11 protein-coding genes are annotated in these 17,349 nt (G+C 71.6%); 4 read left to right on the forward strand and 7 right to left on the reverse strand.

The window, feature by feature from the left end; genetic code table 11:
• Positions 1-5 precede the first annotated feature (5 nt).
• Together AHOG_RS21850 and AHOG_RS21855 are read left to right on the forward strand one after the other, a co-directional pair.
• Positions 6-584, forward strand: coding sequence for a hypothetical protein (locus tag AHOG_RS21850; protein ID WP_157736982.1), 579 nt, complete (start codon positions 6-8; stop codon positions 582-584).
• Positions 581-1,717 (forward strand): Gfo/Idh/MocA family protein, encoded by a 1,137-nt coding sequence (locus AHOG_RS21855; protein ID WP_093943017.1) that lies wholly within the window; start codon positions 581-583, stop codon positions 1,715-1,717. The genes AHOG_RS21850 and AHOG_RS21855 overlap by 4 nt, the downstream gene beginning before the upstream one ends.
• A 436-nt stretch (positions 1,718-2,153) precedes the next feature.
• Here AHOG_RS21855 and AHOG_RS21860 read toward each other — a convergent pair whose 3' ends face one another.
• Entirely contained in the window at positions 2,154-3,521 is a 1,368-nt protein-coding gene (locus tag AHOG_RS21860; protein ID WP_093943018.1) for a pectate lyase family protein, read from the reverse strand.
• A 506-nt stretch (positions 3,522-4,027) separates the two neighbouring features.
• On the opposite strand from AHOG_RS21860, the gene AHOG_RS21865 reads away from it, so the two are divergent.
• Complete coding sequence (locus AHOG_RS21865) at positions 4,028-5,014, forward strand: pectate lyase family protein (protein ID WP_093943019.1); 987 nt, start codon at positions 4,028-4,030, stop codon at positions 5,012-5,014.
• A gap of 62 nt (positions 5,015-5,076) precedes the next feature.
• Here the strand turns inward: AHOG_RS21865 and AHOG_RS21870 are convergent, their stop codons facing one another.
• The 3 genes from AHOG_RS21870 to AHOG_RS21880 all read right to left on the reverse strand — a co-directional run bounded on the left by AHOG_RS21870 (position 5,077) and on the right by AHOG_RS21880 (position 10,585).
• The gene (locus tag AHOG_RS21870; protein ID WP_093944684.1) at positions 5,077-6,783 is read right to left on the reverse strand and encodes a glycoside hydrolase family 43 protein; all 1,707 of its coding nucleotides are present in this window, start codon (positions 6,781-6,783) and stop codon (positions 5,077-5,079) included.
• Between the two features lie 158 nt (positions 6,784-6,941).
• On the reverse strand, positions 6,942-8,189 hold the full coding sequence (locus AHOG_RS21875) for an ABC transporter substrate-binding protein (protein ID WP_157736983.1): 1,248 nt from the start codon (positions 8,187-8,189) through the stop codon (positions 6,942-6,944).
• 389 nt (positions 8,190-8,578) lie between these two features.
• On the reverse strand, positions 8,579-10,585 hold the full coding sequence (locus tag AHOG_RS21880; protein WP_211290473.1) for a DUF2264 domain-containing protein: 2,007 nt from the start codon (positions 10,583-10,585) through the stop codon (positions 8,579-8,581).
• A gap of 175 nt (positions 10,586-10,760) precedes the next feature.
• Between AHOG_RS21880 and AHOG_RS21885 the strand changes: the two genes are divergently transcribed.
• Positions 10,761-12,071: an ABC transporter substrate-binding protein gene (locus tag AHOG_RS21885; RefSeq protein ID WP_157736984.1), complete on the forward strand. Its 1,311-nt coding sequence runs from the start codon at positions 10,761-10,763 to the stop codon at positions 12,069-12,071.
• A 633-nt stretch (positions 12,072-12,704) separates the two neighbouring features.
• On the opposite strand, the gene AHOG_RS21890 is transcribed toward AHOG_RS21885, so the two are convergent.
• The 3 genes from AHOG_RS21890 to AHOG_RS21900 all read right to left on the reverse strand — a co-directional run bounded on the left by AHOG_RS21890 (position 12,705) and on the right by AHOG_RS21900 (position 17,333).
• Entirely contained in the window at positions 12,705-14,207 is a 1,503-nt protein-coding gene (locus AHOG_RS21890) for a rhamnulokinase (RefSeq protein WP_245856375.1), read from the reverse strand.
• Between the two features lie 681 nt (positions 14,208-14,888).
• Entirely contained in the window at positions 14,889-15,164 is a 276-nt protein-coding gene (locus tag AHOG_RS21895; RefSeq protein ID WP_075742260.1) for a helix-turn-helix domain-containing protein, read from the reverse strand.
• 114 nt (positions 15,165-15,278) lie between these two features.
• Positions 15,279-17,333 carry a bifunctional aldolase/short-chain dehydrogenase gene (locus tag AHOG_RS21900; RefSeq protein WP_093943022.1) on the reverse strand — a complete coding sequence of 685 codons (2,055 nt, stop codon included), beginning with the start codon at positions 17,331-17,333 and terminating at the stop codon, positions 15,279-15,281.
• Positions 17,334-17,349 lie beyond the last annotated feature (16 nt).

Here is a 17,349-nt window from a genome sequence, read left to right on the forward strand (position 1 = left end):
CTTCCGTGACCACGGGTGGGCGGGCCGGGATCTTCGGCGGAAGGTTCGTGTTGTTCGCCGACGTCCTGTACCTCGGCGTACTGGTGTTCCTGGCCTCGCTGCCCGTGGTCACCGCCTTCGCGGCGGTGACCGCCGGGTCCGACGTGCTGCGCGACCGCATCCGGCGGGACGGCACCTTCACCATCGGCCGGTACCTCCGGCGGGTCGGCGACGTCGTCCGTGCGCAGAAGGCCGTGCTGCTGGCCCCCGTCGGGGTCCTCGTCGTGTTCCTGCTCAACACGCTCGCCCTCGTGGCGGGCATGCCGGGCGCCGAGTTCTACCGGCCGATGCTGCTGGGCATCGCGGCCGTCGGAGCCGTGATCGGGCTGCGGGTGGCGCTGGCCTGGTCCGAGGAGTCGAGCTGGACGACCGCGCTGCGCGACGGCGCGACGACCGCCGTGCGCGATCCGGGAGGCAGCGCGCTGCTGCTGGGCGCGCTGGTGGCGGCGGTCGTCATCATCGGACAGACCTGGTTGATGCTGCCGCTGGTGACCGGCATGGTGCTGTTCGCCTCGGTGGCCGTGTCGCTGCGGGAGCGGTCGTGAACGACAGGACGACGACGGTGGTCCAGGTCGGGGCGCACGGCTACGGCCGGGTGCACCTCGACCAGCAGGTCGAGCTGGCCGACGAGGGCGTCCTGCGGGTCGTCGGCGTGGCCGACCCGCGACCGCCCGACGCCGAGCTGATCGCACGCCTCGGCGGGCCGGAGACCGCGGACTCCCTGGAGCCGCTGCTGCGGAGGCACTCCCCCGACATCGTCGTGATCGCCACGCCGATCCACACCCACGTCCCGCTGGCGGTGACCGCCATGCGGGCGGGGGCGCACGTCCTGGTGGAGAAGCCGCCGACCGCCACGCTCGCCGAGTTCGAGAAGCTGCTCGCCGTCGCGACGGAGACGGGGCGCGGCTGCCAGATCGGCTTCCAGAGCCTGGGCTCCACCGCGCTGGACCGCGCCCGCGAACTGATCGCCGACGGCGTGCTCGGCGAGCTGCGCGGCGTCGGAGGGGCGGGCACCTGGATTCGCGACGCCGCCTACTACGCCCGCTCTCCGTGGGCGGGCCGGATGACGCTCGACGGCGTCGCCGTCACCGACGGAGCGCTCACCAACCCCTTCGCCCATGCCGTCGCCTCGGCACTCCGCGTCGTGGGCGCCGAGGAACGCGGCAGCCTGCGCTCGATCGAGGTCGAACGGTTCCGCGCTCGTCCGATCGAGACCGACGACACCGCCTGTGTGCGGGTGGTGACCTCGACGGGCGTGCCGGTGACCGTCGCCGTGACCCTCTCGGCGGCCACCACCCGCGACCCGGTGCTGATCCTGCACGGCACCCGGGGAACGGTGCGGCTCTGGTACACCCGCGACGAACTACGACTGGAGATCGACGGCGTCGAGCAGGAGAGCGCCCGATGGCCGCGAGTCGGCCTGCTGCGCAATCTGGCGGAGCACATCGCCGACCCCGCCGTGGAACTGCTCTCCCCCGCCGCGCGCAGCCACTCGTTCATGTCGGTGCTGGAGGCGATCCGACTCGACGGTCCCGCCGAGGAGCTGGCGGCCGAGCACTATCGCCTGATCGGCGAGGGTCCGGCCCTGCGTCCGGTCGTCGACGGCGTGGACGACGCGGTGTTCGCCGCCGCCGAGCGGCTGGCCCTGTTCTCCGAGCTGGACCTGGCGTGGGCCTGACGTGCTGCGCGGCCGCGGGTGCGGGGCTGAGCGGAGCGAGGCTGAGCTGGTGTGAGGCCGAGGCGGTGTGAGGCCGAACGGGGCCGCCGCCAGGCCGACACCGGTCGCCGCACGGCCGCCACCGGCGGTGTCGCGGTGAGCCTGTGCCGCCGTGAGCCCGAGGCGGCTGCGCCCGAGCCGGCTGTGTCCGTGAGGTTCCCGGCTTCTCGTCCTATGCCGCGACGCGGCACGGTCGTGGCGTTCCCGCCGCGCACGGGCCGACCAGACCGGACGCCGCCCGCACCACCGGCACGCCGCTCCCTCCCCGGCCCGCCGCCTGCCCGGGTCTCGTCGGCCCGGGGGCATTCGCCGTCGGAACCGTCGAACGGGACGGACACCGGACGCTCCGGTCGGGCTCGGCGGCGCGTGACGCGAACCGAGCCCGGCCGGGACGCGGTCAACGCAGTCGGCCTGCTCCCGCCTTGGCACCGACCACGCCGGGCACCGAACGGACCGGATCGATCCTGGTGTGCAGGGTCGGACGCCAGCCGACGTCGTCGGTGAGGTCCAGGCCATAGGCCTCGTTGTGCGCCACCCGGAGGTCGACCAGGCGACGACCCCGCTCGTCGGCGACGAGGTCGCCCGCGCTGTGCACGGTGGTGCCGCCCCAGTCGTAGAGGACCTCCGAGGCAGGCACGCCGGTCATGCGGAAGTAGTTGCGCTCTGATCGGATGGCCGACTCGACGCCGACGCCGAGGCTGTACAGATAGCCCTCGCCCGCTCGGATCACGTAATGGTTGTTGTAGAGGTGCACCTGTCCGAAGCGGACCCTCGGCGCACGCTGCAGGATGCCGTCGAAGACGTTGTGGTGCAGGGTGACGCGCAGCCTGCCCCGGTCGGTGAACCGGGTGTTCGACGAGCCGATCAGCATCGTCTTGTCATGATCGCGGAACACGTTCCACGAGACCGTGACGAGGTCTGAGCCGTTGGTGATGTCGACGAGCCCGTCGTGCACCTGGTAGGGCACGCCGAAGTGGTCGGGCTGGGCACTGTCCGGGTAGCGCCCGTCGTGGAAGGTGTTGTGGTCCACCCATACGTGGGTGGCCTCGGTCAGCGAGATCGCGTCGTACTCGGAGTTCCAGGCACCCAGCTCACCGTCGGTCGGGTCCCACTGCGGGAAGCAGTCGACGGGCGCCTCGAACTCGATGTTGCGGATGATCACGTTGTCGACGCCCGCCAACCGCAGGCTCACCCCGCGCAGTTCGGCGTCGCGGCCCACGCCGATGACGGTCGTGTCGGACGGGACGTCGAGGCGGATGCGCTCCGCCTGGTTGGCGGCCGACCGGACGCGCGCCTCCTCCAGCGGCCCGGCCGGGTCCGCGTCGCCCCAGGTGTCCGGGTCGTAGGCGGCCAGGTAGGCCTCCAGCGTGTAGCCGGGATCGGCGTCGTCGGCACAGGTCACCTCGGTGCCGTCGGCGTCGATGTTCGCGTCCACCACGCCGTCGATCTCGATGATGCTGGGCCGGCCCTCGCTCGCGCGAAGCGCCTCGACCAGCTCGGCGTGGTCGGTGACTCGGTGAACGTCGTCGCGCGCCGCTCGGGAGCCGCCGGTGGTGCCGCCGTCGGCGGCGGCCCAGCCGTCACGGTGCGGCAGGACCTCGCGCGCGAGGCCGCGAGGACCACCCTGGGGGCCTGCCTCGCCTGTCCGCTCCGTCTCCGAGGCCGCGGCCGTCGAGCCGGACTCGGCCCACCCGACGGACTGGACGGCGACCCCTGCGCCCGCGGCGAGAACCGCCGTGACGAGAATGCCGATCGATCTTCGCATGGTCGTGCCTCCTACTCGTCGAGCCCGATCGGTCGAATTACCGACGAGAATCATCGAATTACTTCGACGATCCGACTCGAAAAGAAATCTTCCGGACTCTTGATCCGCTTTCTCACCCGGTGTCGACCACGGGAACGCGACGTCGATCTCGACGGGCAAGAACTTGTTCCACCCATCCGAAGTGTCCCTTCACCAGTGGGTCTCAGACAGCGAGAAAGCGCTTTCCCCCACGGTATTCGGCGCCGATCGACTGGTCAATACCCGACTACCCTGGTAGCTGCCCGCTTCCCATCTGAACCGAACAGCCGACGTGCTGATCCCTGCGGACGCCGAAGTTCGACTATTCGGGCCATTGAGTCGACTCGACCGCCGGTGGTAGGAATGGACACAACTTGGATAGCGCTTTCCAAGTCAGCCTGACCCGTTGTGAGAATGCCCCACCGCCCGACCACGGCGAAGCGAAGCGGGTCAGCACTGCCCCCTTGAGATCCGGGAAGGAATTGACAATGTCGTCTTCCTCAACGAATACGTCGAAGGCCGGGCGCCGGACGGCCGTGCTCGCCGCGGCAGGCGCGCTGCTGCTCACCATGACCAGTGTGACCGGCGCCGCCGCGGACCAGGCCGCTCCCACCGCCGACCCCGGCGTCCTCCAGTCCGGTCCGATCGGCTGGGCGTCGCAGAACGGCGGCACCACCGGCGGCGCGGGCGGATCCACCGTCACCGTGACCTCGGCCTCCGCCCTCATCAGCAACATGCAGGCGTCCGGGCCGCGCATCGTGCAGGTCAGCGGCACGATCAATCTGAGCGGCATGAACGACATCGCCTCGGACAAGACCCTGGTCGGGATCAACAACGCCCGGATCAACGGCGGCGGCATCGACGTCGACGACGCCCACAACGTCATCATCCGCAACATCACCTTCGCGGGCGCCGCCGACGACTCGATCAACGTGCAGGACGGGTCGACCAACATCTGGATCGACCACAACACGTTCCTGCCCGGCTACGACGGATCGCTCGACATCAAGCGCGAGTCGGACTTCATCACCGTGTCCTGGAACCACTTCGACGGGACGGACAAGACCTCGCTGCTCGGCCACAGCGACAGCTTCAGCGCCGACGCCGACAACCTGCGGGTGACCTACCACCACAACTTCTACGACAACACCAACACCCGGAACCCGCGCATCCGCTTCGGCAAGGGCGTGCACGTCTTCAACAACTACTACCTGAACAACAACGAGTACGGCATCGCGTCCACGCAGGGAGCCTCCGTGCTGGTCGAGTCGAACTACTTCCAGGGCGTGGACACGCCCACCGAGGTGGGCTACGCCAGCTCCGGACCCGGCGACCTCGTCGAGCGCAACAACATCTACTCCAACTCGGGATCGCCCAACACCCGGGGCGGCTTCGTCGGAGTCCCGTACTCCTACAGCGCCGACCCGGCGTCGAGCATCCCGTCGCTCGTGAGCAACGGCGCGGGCGTCTTCTGACCTGATCCGACGACACCCGGTCCGCGGCGCCTCGCCCGAGTCGCGGACCGGGTGTCCGGGCGTCAGCCCTCGGCGGTGTCGGCGATCCGGCTCCGCAGCGCGGTCAGCCGGATGCCGTCGACGGCCAGATACGCCGAGCCGCCCGCGTCGTCGGCGCCGCCCGCCGCCGTGATCGCCTGCGCGCCGCCGGCCGTCGGCTCCGACACGGCGAACAGCCCCACCTTCGCCCCCACCCAGCGTCCCGCGGTGGCGGCGAAGGTCGCGTCCGGCCCGGTGCCGACGAGCCGGAACACGCCGTCGGCGTCGGCCACGCCGAACCGGCAGCGCCCGCCCGCCGAGACCTCCAGTCGCAGCCGGATCGGCGCCGGATCCGCCGAGTCGAGGTCGCGGGCCGCCAGTTCGGTCTCGGCGTCCGCGCCGTCGATCCTGCGGCGCAGCACCAAGCGAGACCCGGCGGGCCCGGTCGACACCCCCAGCCAGGCGTAATCGTCGCCGAGCACCGCGAGTCCGCCGCGCCATGCCCGCCCGGGCGGCCCCACCGGCCGCACGTCCACGGTGACCGCGAACTCCACCGCGGGCCAGCGGCGTGTGAGCACCTGGCCGACCGCCCGCAGATCCTCCGCGTCCCGATCCGGTCGGGCGAAGAGGCGAAGCACCCCGGGCTCCTCGGTCAGCGACCACCAGGATCGCACCGGGTTCGCCTGCCAGGACCACTGCGGCCCGAGTCCGTCGGGACTGAAGCGCTCGTCCACCGGGTCCGGCGTGAGCGCGCCGGAGTCGGCCACCGGGCTCACGGCGGGCCTGGGGTGGACCAGCACCGGCTTGCCGCACCCGTTCTCGTCCGGGTCGACGCCGATGACCGGCCAGCCGTCCGCCCCCCACCGCATCGGTTGAAGATGGACGACCCGGCCGTAGACGCCGCGATCCTGAAAGTGCAGGAACCAGTCCTCGCCCGAAGGCGTGTCGACCCACGCCCCCTGATGCGGGCCGTTGACCTCGGTGTCCCGCTGCGCCAACACGATCCGGTGCTCGTAGGGGCCGCCGATCGACCGGGAGCGGAACACCGACTGCCATCCGGTGGCGACCCCGCCCGCCGGGGCGAAGACGTAGTACCAGCCGTCCCGCCGGTAGAGCTTCGGTCCCTCCAGCGTGTGGCAGCCGGGGATCTCGTCGCCGTCGATGAGGGTCCGGCCCTCGTCGAGCAGCTCGGTCGCGTCGGCGGACATCCGATGCAGGGTGAGCCGGTTGCTGATGCCCGAGCGGCTGGCCGCCCAGCCGTGCACCAGGTACGCCGAGCCGTCGGCGTCCCACAACGGACACGGATCGATGAGCCCCCGGCCCGCTTTGATCAGGTGCGGCGCCGACCACGGGCCCGCCGGCCGCGTCGCGGTGAGCACTCGGACGCCGAAGTCGGGATCGCCGTAGAAGACGTGGTAGCGGCCCGCGTGGAAGCGCAGCGACGGGGCCCACACGCCCTTGCCCCGCTGCGGTCGCGCGAACACGTCGGCTGGTTCCTGGGCGGCCAGCGCGTGACCGGTCAGCCGCCAGTCGACGAGATCGCGGGAGGTGGCCAGCGTCAGTCCCGGCGCCGCGGCGAAGGTGGAGGCGACCAGGTGGAAGTCGTCGCCGACGCGGATGACGTCCGGGTCCGACAGGTCGGTGCACAGCACCGGGTTCCGATAGGTCCCGTCGCCGAGGTCGGCCCGCCACGGCGGGCCGTCGCCCTCCTCGTGCGACACCGCGAGGCCCGCCCGGACAGCGGGGGACATCGGTTGTGGACCGTTCGACACGACACGCGCCTCTCGTTCGGCGAGACGACCGGGCACCACGCGGATCGACCGCGGCCACCCGGTCGATCCCGGATCGTCTGCACTGCCGAGGCCGACCCGGCCTCTCACCGGATCGACCTCGACGCCACCGGCCCGGCTCAGTCGCCGAGTGCCTGGGCGGCCTCGTTCATCAGCTGGCTCGCCGCCTCCTCGACGGACATCCCGCCGAAGTTGTACGAGTCGTAGATGACCGTGAACGAGCGCTTCACCGAGCCCGCGCCCGTGGGCGGCGCGTTGGGCGCCTCGCCCATCAGCTCGGCGACGCTCTCCTGGAAGTCGAAGACCTGCTGATTCGCGCCGTCCAGGTCGGACGCGATCGCCTCCCGGACCGCCGCGTTCGGCGGCATGCTGCGCACGACGCCCAGCTCCTGACCGGCGTCGACGTCGTTGACCAGGAAGTCGATCAGCATCGCCGCCTCGACCGGGTGGTCGCTGGAGCTGCCGATGCTGTACATCGACGCGGCGGCGGCGAGCATCCCGGTGCTGTCGGTGTCGGTCGGCCACGGGGCCAGCTCGACCAGGCCGTCGGACGAGGCGTGGTAGCTGGGTGCCGAGGAGTCGTAGTTGAACTCGGCCGCCGATCGGCCCAACACCAGCGGCGAGGTGTCGATGCTGCCGGTGAAGGTCGTCGTGATCTCGGCGGGGGTCACCACGCCGTCGGACTGGAGGCTCTTGGTCCAGGTCCAGAACTCGACGAGGTCGGTCTCCTCGAAGCCGAGCGTGCCGTCGGGCGCGTACAGCGACTTCCCGTCCTGCCGGAGCCAGAAGTCGAACCAGTCGGAGAATCCGCCGAAGTCGCTGTACCCGTAGACCTCGCCGTCGGTGGCCTCGTGGATGTCGCGACCCGCCGACTCGAAGTCCGCCCAGCTCCAGCCGGCCGCGGGCGGCTCGACCCCGGCGGCCTCCCACTCCTCGACGTCGTACAGCAGCGTCTGGGTGTTCTGCCCGGCGGGGATCGCGTAGAGGACGCCGTCGATGCTGGCGCCGTCGATCAGGCTGGGTGGCAGATCGTCGGTGTCGATCTCGCTTCCGACGTGCTCACCGAGGTCCCGGAGCACGCCGCGGTCGGCGAACTCCCGCAGGAACGGCATGTCGGTCTGCACGACGTCCGGACTGTTCCCGCCCGCCACCTGGGTGGAGAGGCGCTCGACGTAGGCGTTGTAGTCGGCGAAGGACACCGAGACGGTGATGTCGGGGTGCTCGGCCATGAACAGCTCGACCGCCGCCTGAGTGGCCTCGGCGCGATCGTCGTTGCCCCACCAGTGGAAGGAGATCTCGACCGCGCCGTCGTCGGCGGTGTCTCCACACGCGGCCAACGTGCTCCCCAGGGCTAACGCGATCACCATCGCACCAGTCCGCTGCCATCGTGATCGAGACACGGCACTCCCCTCTCGACACAAAGTCGAAAATGATTCGTTTCCTTGTCGGGCCCCAGATGCTAAGCAGCGACCACGCGGACCCCACGACCGGGAGCGAATGTATCCGGCCCGTGCCATTGCCTCATCGGGAATTGTTCACGAACTTACTCCGAATGGATCAACCATTCCTCACTCATAGTCACTATAAACACGTTGAACACGGGATACGGTGACTCACTGTCCGCCCAACGGCGTAGTTCGGCGACCGGTGAAAATCACGTCACTCCGGCCGCACCTTCACCGAACCGTGACCCCGATCCTCCCGCGACGAGACCAGCCGACGACGTGCCCGCAGCTCGACGAGGGCGACCGGGCCCTCACGACGGCCACTCGACGGACTGCGTGCGGCCGTCGCCCCACCGCACCACGACGACGGGCGATCCGGTCGCAGTCGCGGAGATCGCCACGTCCACGGCCGGTGCCACGTCCGCGGCCGACGCCGAGCCCGCGGCCGACGACGCGGTCCCCGCCGCCCGCCCGGACAGCGCGAACGCGGCGGCATAGACCCGCCCCGGCTCCACCGGACCCGTGCCGACCAGCGTGGACACCGCGGAGTATCGGCCGACCGCCGAGACGCCCTCGAACCGCAGCGCCTCCCCGCCGACGAGGCCCAGCAGTCCCACGGCGCGGCTCCGCGGCCCGCCCGCCGAGATCACCTCGCCGTCCGGTCCGAACTCGATCTCGGGGGGAGCCTCCCCCGCCACCGGCCACCCGCTGACCCGCAACCGCAACCCCGCCGGATCGACGTCCTCCGACATCGGTTCCTCGGCCGCCCCGGTCGACTCCTCGACGCGGATCAGACGCACCTCCCACGCCCCGCGCAGCACCGACCCCACCGTCACCGTCGGCCCCGTCCGGAAGACGTCGGCCGCGGAGTCGACCGGCCAGTGCGCGCGGTGCCGCGAGAAGGCGACGCCGTCGACCACGCCCAGCGGCCGCACCGGCGGCCGCATCGACGGCTCGCCCCGCTCGTCCAGCAGCACCACCGCCGAATCGGCGGGAGCCGCCTCCAGTCCTCGGCCCCGCCACAGCTCCTGTGCCGGATCGAGCCCGACCGCGGTGTGCGTGGAGAAGGCGAAGGCCGTGTACACCGGCAGCTCCGGCGCGAGTCGTTCGTCCGAGGCCCGGTCGGTGCCGTGGTTGGCCACCCGGACGATGCCGTCGTCCTTCGTCCCCGACACCAGCCAGCCCGGGCCGGGCAGATCGAGCTGGAAGTCCGCCCGCTCCACCGGCAGCGGCTGCTCCACCGACGTCCACACCGGATGGTCCTCGGGCAGCAGGAGGCCGAGCATCCCCTTGCTCGCCCAGTACGGCGAGGCGGGACCCGAATACCACTGCGCCAAGGCCGGGAAGGACCCGTGCCAGCCGGTGGTCAGCACGTCATCGTCGTCCAGCGCGCCCCGATCGAGGAAGTACCGCAGTGTGCCGCTGGCCCACCGACGCAGCATCCCGGGATCGAACGGTCCGGAGTCGAACACGGCGGCGACCCAGACCGGCGCGAGGGCGGCCCAGCGGTAGGTGAGGGAACGGCCCTGGAACAGCGGGGCGCCGTCGGCGCCGAACAGCGCGGCGTGCCCGGGCAGGAACTCGGCGAGCCGATCGAGATACACGGAGCGGTACTCCTGCGCGAGCGGCAGGTCGGGCGCCATGCGGCACCACCACAGCGGGTAGAGGTGGAACGCCCACGCGGTGTAGAAGTCGTGCTTGCGGAGCCCGCCGTCGGTGTACCAGCCGCCCCCGCGATGCCATGACTCGGTCAGCTCGCAGTTGCGTTCGAGATCAGCCTGCGACCACGGTCCGCCGACCGACCGGAGGAAGGCCTCGGTGACGTTCTGGAACCAGATCCAGTTGTTGTCGATCGAGGGCTCGCCGACCTGACCGGCCAGCCAGGTCACCACCCGCTCTCGCACGCCGTCGTCGAGTCGATCCCACAGCCAGGGCCGTGTCTCGTGCAGCCCGATCACGATGGAGGCGGCCTCCACCTTGGCCTGTCCGGCCTCGGCGAAGGTGGGCCAGCGCTCGGGGTTCGTCGGGTCCGTCCCCGCGGCCAGGCCCGCCGCGTACCGATCCAGGAATCCGTGCGGATCGTCGCCGCCGCTGCCCGCCACCCGGAACGCCGCCGCGAGGAAGGTCCTGGCGAAGCCCTCCAGGCCGTCACTCCACGCACCCGACCGCGAGGGCGACCCCGGCAGCCGCAGCAGTGCCTGCGTCGGCGAGGCATGGGGACGGACGCCGAGCAGCATCCGGTCGGCCACCGCAGCCCAATGGGCGCGGGTCCAACCGGTGAACGGCGACAGTGCACGGTCCTCGTCGGGCAGGGACAACGGAACAACCTCCTCGTGGCCTCCCGCGATGGTGCCCTGCCCGCCCGCTCGACGACCCCGAGACGAAGCCGGCACGACCGCATCCGGTCATCCGCTCGACAGTCGAGGGCTCGGTGTCCTCCCATCTAGGCAGCGGCTCCGGTGGCGGGGCCGCTCGACGACGTGGAGGGCGAGGATGCCGACCAGTACGCGCAACCCGAGCAGACGGCCGCGCGGCCGTTCGACGGCGGCGGGGGCGGTGTCGCTGCTGGCCGCCTGCGGCGTCCTCGCGGGCTGCGGTGCAACGGGCTCGGGCGACGGCACGGTGTCGTTGGACTTCACCTGGTACGGCAACGACAGTCGTGCGGAGGCCACCCAGGAGGCCGTCGACCTGTTCGAGGAGCGCAATCCCGGTATCACGGTGAACACGTCGTTCTCCGGGTTCGACGCCTACTTCGAGAAGCTCTCCACGCAGGTGGCAGGCGGCAACGTCCCGGACGTGGTGCAGATGGACGCGGGCTACCTCCGGGAGTACGCCGAACGCGGGATGCTGCTGAACCTCGACGACCACGTGGGCACCGAGATCGACATCGAGTCCGTCGACCCGGCCGGGCTCCGCTCCGGTGAGCTGCCCGACGGCCGGTTCGCGGTGCCGCTCGGCCGCAGCACCCAGACGATGGCGTACAACCCGACCATCTGGGCCGAGGCGGGCCTGGACGCCCCGGAGATCGGTGACTTCACCTGGGACGACCTCATCGAGGCGTCGAAGACCATCAGCGAGAGCACCGACGGCGAGGTCGTGGGCCTGACCGATCCGGGCTGGGCGGTCGACTGGTTCCAGTTCTTCATCCGCCAGCAGGGCCGGGAGCTGTACACCGAGGAGGGCATCGGCTTCACCGAACAGGACGTCGCAGACTACTGGACCTTCACCCAGGAACTCCGCGACGAGGGCATCGTGACCCCCGCCGAGGTGACCAGCCAGGTCAACGGCTCGGTGGACACCTCGCCGCTCGTGCTCGGCCGGTCGGCGGCGGAGCTGAGCTACCTGGGCAGCTCCGCCTCGCTCTTCCCGACGATGGGCGAGGACGTGGCGCTGGCGCCGTGGCCCAGCAACGCCGACGGCGAGACGGGCATCTACGCCTCGACCTCGATCCAGATCGCCATCGGCAGCAGGACCGACCACCCCGAGGAGGCCGCGCGACTGATCGACTTCCTGATGAACGACGTGGACGCGGGCCGCATCCTGCGCACCGTCCGGGGCACACCGCCCAACAGCGAGGTCCGCGAGGCGGTGGCCGCGGACCTCGACGGGGTCGACAAGATCCTCTTCGACTTCGAGGAGAGCGTGGCCGACGAGCTGAGCGACGCGCCGTCCGCCCCGCCGCAGGGCTGGGGATCGGTGAAACGGACCTTCACCCGGGTCTACGACTCGGTCAACTTCGGGGAGCTCACCGTCGAGGAGGGCGCCGCGCTGCTGATGAACGAGGCCGAGCAGCTGGTCGGCTGATCCGCGCGCGACACGAGCGATGGACGCGCAGGAGCCCGGCCCCGTCCGTATCGGTTCCGCCGCGTTCGGCCCTGTCGACTTCCTGCCCCGGCCGCGCACCGGTGCGGGCACTCCGTGAGCGGTACGAATCGGCAGGGCGGGAGAGAGCGCGTCCGGCCCGAGCGAGGACGGGGCCTCGGCGGGCGGTCGACGACTCGGTCCGCGACCGCGACCTGTGCGGCGGAGAACCTCGGCATGGCCGGAAGGACCGCATCGTCCAACGTGGTCGCCCGGTCGAAGGCCGTCCCCCGACCGGGCGTTCCTCGATGCGTTCCTCGATCGGGGGACGCTGCGTCGCTCGCCTGGCCGTGCGACCGACGTCCGCCCTCCCGCGCCGTTCCGGCACAGGGACGACACCACGATCCGGTGAGTTCGACACACCCGCCGTTCGTCTCGGGAGGGGGCGCACGCCATCCGGTCACACCGCGTCGGGGAGACGCCTGCACGGTCCGGGTCCGTGTCCGTCGACGATCCGCCGGGAGTCACGATCCGCTTCGTCGAGGACCGATCCGCCCCGGCGGCGGAGCCGAAGGCTCTGCTCGATCCCACGGAGAACACGGTGCGGGCCTATGAGCGCCGACGGCGGCTCCTCGCTCAGCCCAGTCTGCGCGCGGCGGCGTCGAAGCCCGCGGCAGCGGAGCCGGGGGCGTACTCCCGCAGTCGCTGGGTCGCCGCGACCAGCGCACGCATGGCTGTGAGGTCCCCTACCCCGGACCCGCCCGCCGCCCTGGCCTGCACCAGCAGGTTGCCCAGTGCCGTGGCCTCGACCGGCCCGGCCACCACGGGAATCCCGCAGGCGTCGGCCGTCAACCGGCACAGCAGCTCGTTGCGGGAGCCGCCGCCGACGATGTGCAGGACGTCGACCTCTCGTCCGGACAGCTCGCAGGCCTGCCGCAGAGTGCGGCGATAGGCCAGAGCCAGGCTCTCCAGCACACAGCGGACAAGCTGGGCCTGCGTCTCGGGGACGGGCTGCCCGGTCTCCCGACAGACCTCGGCGATGCGGGCGGGCATGTCACCGGGGGCGAGGAACCTCGGGTCGTCCGGGTCGACGACGGAGCGGAAGGGCTCGGCTCGGGCCGCGTCGGCGAGCAGCCGCGGCAGGTCGGCGGGCAGTCCCGCCGCCGCCCAGGCTCGCACGGACTCCTGCAACAGCCACAGGCCCATCACGTTGCGCAGGTAGCGCGTGGTGCCGTCGACGCCCAGCTCGTTGGTGAAGTTCGCGGCGCGACTGGCCTCCGAGACCACGGGCGCGTCGAGTTCCAGACCGACCAGGGACCACGTTCCGCAGGAGACGTAGCCGAATCGGCGGGTGGCCGAGGGCACCGCGACGACCGCCGACGCCGTGTCGTGGGAGCCGACGGCGACCACCGACAGCTCAGGGTCGCCGATCTCGGCACGGGCCGACCCGCCGACGACGCCGAGGTGCTGCCCCGGCTCCCGCAGCGGCGGCAGCAGTGTCTCGTCGATGCCTGCCGCCCGAACGAGGTCCACGGCCCATTCCCGGCGGTGCACGTCGAGCAGCTGCGTCGTCGAGGCGTTCGTGACCTCCGCGCCCCGTTCCCCGGTGAGCCAGTAACAGAGCAGATCGGGAATCAGCAGCAGACTCGATGCCGCGGCCAGCGCGGGCGTGTCCCTGGCGGCGACGAGCTGGATCAAGGTGTTGATGGGCATGAACTGGATGCCGGTCGTCGAGTAGATCCGCTCGGCTCCCAGGGTCTCTCGGACCGTCTCCAGAACGCCGTCCGTCCGGGAGTCCCGATAGTGGATCGGGTTGCCGATCAGGTCGCCGTCGGCGTCGAGCAGCCCGTAGTCGACGGCCCAGGAGTCGATGCCGACGCTGCGCGGCCGCGCCGAGGCCACCGCCGTGCGCAGGCCCGCGAGGATGTCACGGTAGAGCCCGAGGACGTTCCAGTGCAGCCGGTCGGAGTCGGTGCCGCGCCCGATCCGGATCGGGGTGTTGTCGAAGCGGGCCACCTCGGTGGTGGTCAGCTCGCCCGCGCCGAGGCGCCCGAGAATGACGCGGCCGCTGGACGCGCCGAGGTCGACCGCCGCGCAGGTCACCGCCGACGCGCCGCCGACCAGACCCGATGTGCTCACCTGTGATCCTCTCTGTCCTGCGCTGCTGCCGGTCGGCCGCAGGCCGCGCACGGCGACCACCGGCGGCTCCGGTGTCGGAGTCGGGGCCGCGGTGTCCGTCGTCGCGGCCGGTCTGTCGTTCCCGCCGGCCCGTCGTTCCGGCCGTTCTGCCGTCGCCACCGGCCCGTCGTGCCTGCCCGTCCGTCGCGCCGCCGGATCGGCGCCGCCGTCTCGCGGCCGGCAGTACGCCTGCGGGGCCGGGGCACGGCACACCGAGGCGCACGGGCAGGCCCGGCACCACCGCCGGGTGCGGGCGGCGGCCGATCGTGGTTCCGTCTCCGTCGCCGGCCTCGTGGGTCGGGCTCGCGACGCGTGGTTCTCGTCCCGCACGTGGGCGCGACGACGCCGGGTTCTCGGCGTGCTCGGTCACCGGTGTCCTCGGGGAACACCGGCCGCCGCAGTCACCACGAACCGCCACGAGCCGCCATGAACCGCCACAGGCTCGGCACGCTGGTCCGGCCTCGGATCAGCACCGACCCCGCACGCGCCGAACCGGGCCGCCCGCCGACCGGCGCATCGTGCGTCGACGACACCCGCGAGACCGGCACGCGGCCTCGTCGGGCATGCCTCATCCGCCGACCGGGCCGTCGAGCATCCACCCGGCGCCTGCCACGGCGCCGGGGACGGAATCGACGGCCGCCGTCAGATCAGGCCGCGCCGGGCCGCCCACGCCACCGCCTGAATGGGCGTCTGCACCCCCAGCCGGTCGCACACGCCGCGGATCCGCCTGCGCAGGGTCCGGTTCGACGTGCACATCCTCCTGGCGATGCCGTCGAGGAGATAGCCGTCCGCGAGCAGCGCGAGGATCATGCGCTCCTCCCTGGTCAGCCGAACCTCGATGACCCGTTCCGGTCGGGTGAGCCTGCTCTGGCTCCGATCCGAGTCGGCCGTGATCGGCCGTACCGCCAACGCAACCATGGGGACCTCCTTGTCCTGGGCCTTCCCTCGCCGCCGTTCGTCGTGCTGCGGTCGTCATGTCGTCCTCGGGATCGGCGTGATGCGGTGCCGTCCCCGGTCACGGGGATCCCTGCGTCAGCGCAGGAACGCCGCGGCGACTCCCGCGTCCACCGGGATGTGGAGTCCGGTGGTGTGCGTGAGGTCGCCGCCGGTCAGCGCGAACACCGCCGCCGCGACGTGCTCCGGCAGCACCTCCTGCTTGAGCAGGGTGCGCTGCGCGTAGAAACTGCCGAGCTCGGACTCCTCCACCCCGTAGACGGCCGCGCGCTGCGCGCCCCATCCACCGGAGAAGATGCCCGAGCCGCGCACCACCCCGTCGGGGTTGATGCCGTTGACCCGAATCCGGTGTCCGCCGAGTTCGGCGGCCAGCAGCCGAACCTGATGAGCCTGGTCCGCCTTCGCCGCCCCGTAGGCGACGTTGTTGGGGCCCGCGAACACGCCGTTCTTGCTGGCGATGTAGATGATGTCGCCGCCCATCGCCTGTGCGACGAGCACGCGGGCCGCCGCGCGCGACACGAGGAAGGAGCCGCGGGCCATGACGTCGTGCTGGATGTCCCAGTCCGCGTCGGTGGTCTCCAGCAGCGGCTTGGAGATGGACAGTCCGGCGTTGTTGACCACCAGGTCCACCCCGCCGAAGGCCAGGCAGGCCTCGGCGAGCGCGGCGTCCACGGCGGCCGAGTCGGTGACGTCGACGGCCGCGGCGACCGCGACGTCGGCGGCGCGATAGGCCCCGGCGCCGAGTTCCTCGGCCACCGCACGGGCCCGGTCGGCGTCGCGATCGGCGACGACGACGCAGGCGCCCTCGGCGACGAGCCTGCGCGCGGTGGCCAGGCCGATGCCCGACGCCCCGCCGGTCACCAGGGCGACGCGGGTGGCCAGCGGCTTGGGCTTCGGCCGCCGCCGCAGCTTGGCCTCCTCCAGCTCCCAGTACTCGATGCGGAACTTCTCGCCCTCGTCGATGGGCTGATAACGGGAGACGGCCTCGGCCCCGCGCATGACGTTGACGGCGTTGACGTAGAACTCGCCCGCGACCCTGGCCGTCTGCTTGTCCGCGCCGAAGGAGAACATGCCGACGCCGGGCACCAGCACGATCGCCGGGTCGGCGCCGCGCATGGGCGGGGAGTCCGGAGTGGCGAACCGCTCGTAGTAGGCGCGGTACTCGGCACGGTACTGCTCGTGCAGTTCACCGAGTCGAGCGATCACGGCGTCGAGCGGGGCGTCCGGCCCGAGGTCCAGCACCATCGGCCGCACCTTGGTCCGCAGGAAGTGGTCGGGGCACGAGGTGCCCAGCGCCGCCAGCTCCGGCATCCGCTCCCGCGAGACGAAATCGAGAATGACCTCGGAGTCGGTGTAGTGGCCGATCTGCCGCCGATCGGTGGAGGCGAGCCCACGCAGGACGGGGAACAGCGCGGCGGCCCGCTCCCGCCGCTGTGCCTCGGGAAGCGGTGTCCGGCCTTCGACGACGGGACCGAAGGGTTCGGCCCGCCCCCGCGTCTCGATGAACCGCTCCGCGGTGTCGATGATCTCCAGCGAGTGGGCCTGGCACTCCTCGGCGGTGTCGCCCCAGGCGGTGATGCCGTGCCCGCCGAGGATCACGCCGATCGCCGCGGGATTGGCGCGCTTGATCTCGGCGATGTCGAGGCCGAGCTGGAAACCGGGACGCCGCCACGGCACCCAGGCCACCCGGTCGCCGAAGCACTCGGCGGTGAGCCGCTGGGAGTCGGCGGCGGCGGCCAGCGCGATGCCCGCGTCCGGATGCAGGTGGTCGACGTGCGCCGCGTCGACGAGTCCGTGCATGGCCGTGTCGATCGAGGGTGCCGCACCGCCCTTGCCGTGCAGGCAGTAGTCGAAGGCGGCCACCATCTCGTCTTCGCGGTCCACCCCGGGGTAGACGTCGACGAGCGCGCGCAGCCGGTCGGTGCGCAGCACCGCCAGCCCCTTCTCCGTGAGGGTGCCGAGGTCACCGCCGGATCCCTTGACCCACATGAGTTCGACCGGCTGCCCGGTGACCGGGTCGACGTCGTCGGCCTTGACCGATGCGTTGCCGCCCGCGTAGTTGGTGTTACGCGGGTCGGAGCCGAGCTCGTGGCAGCGCTGCAGCAGCTTCTCGACTTCTGGGTGTGTGGTCATCTCTCGTCTCTCGTGT

It is taken from the genome of Actinoalloteichus hoggarensis, from assembly GCF_002234535.1.
Lineage (GTDB): Bacteria > Actinomycetota > Actinomycetes > Mycobacteriales > Pseudonocardiaceae > Actinoalloteichus_A > Actinoalloteichus_A hoggarensis.

Bases quoted from the DNA above. Each gene is read 5' to 3' on its own strand.
- AHOG_RS21895 (WP_075742260.1), bottom strand. From the start codon at position 15,164: ATGGTTGCGTTGGCGGTACGGCCGATCACGGCCGACTCGGATCGGAGC.
- AHOG_RS21865 (WP_093943019.1), top strand. From the start codon at position 4,028: ATGTCGTCTTCCTCAACGAATACGTCGAAGGCCGGGCGCCGGACGGCC.
- AHOG_RS21900 (WP_093943022.1), bottom strand. From the start codon at position 17,333: ATGACCACACACCCAGAAGTCGAGAAGCTGCTGCAGCGCTGCCACGAG.
- AHOG_RS21860 (WP_093943018.1), bottom strand. From the start codon at position 3,521: ATGCGAAGATCGATCGGCATTCTCGTCACGGCGGTTCTCGCCGCGGGC.
- AHOG_RS21870 (WP_093944684.1), bottom strand. From the start codon at position 6,783: ATGTCCCCCGCTGTCCGGGCGGGCCTCGCGGTGTCGCACGAGGAGGGC.
- AHOG_RS21885 (WP_157736984.1), top strand. From the start codon at position 10,761: ATGCCGACCAGTACGCGCAACCCGAGCAGACGGCCGCGCGGCCGTTCG.
- AHOG_RS21875 (WP_157736983.1), bottom strand. From the start codon at position 8,189: ATGGTGATCGCGTTAGCCCTGGGGAGCACGTTGGCCGCGTGTGGAGAC.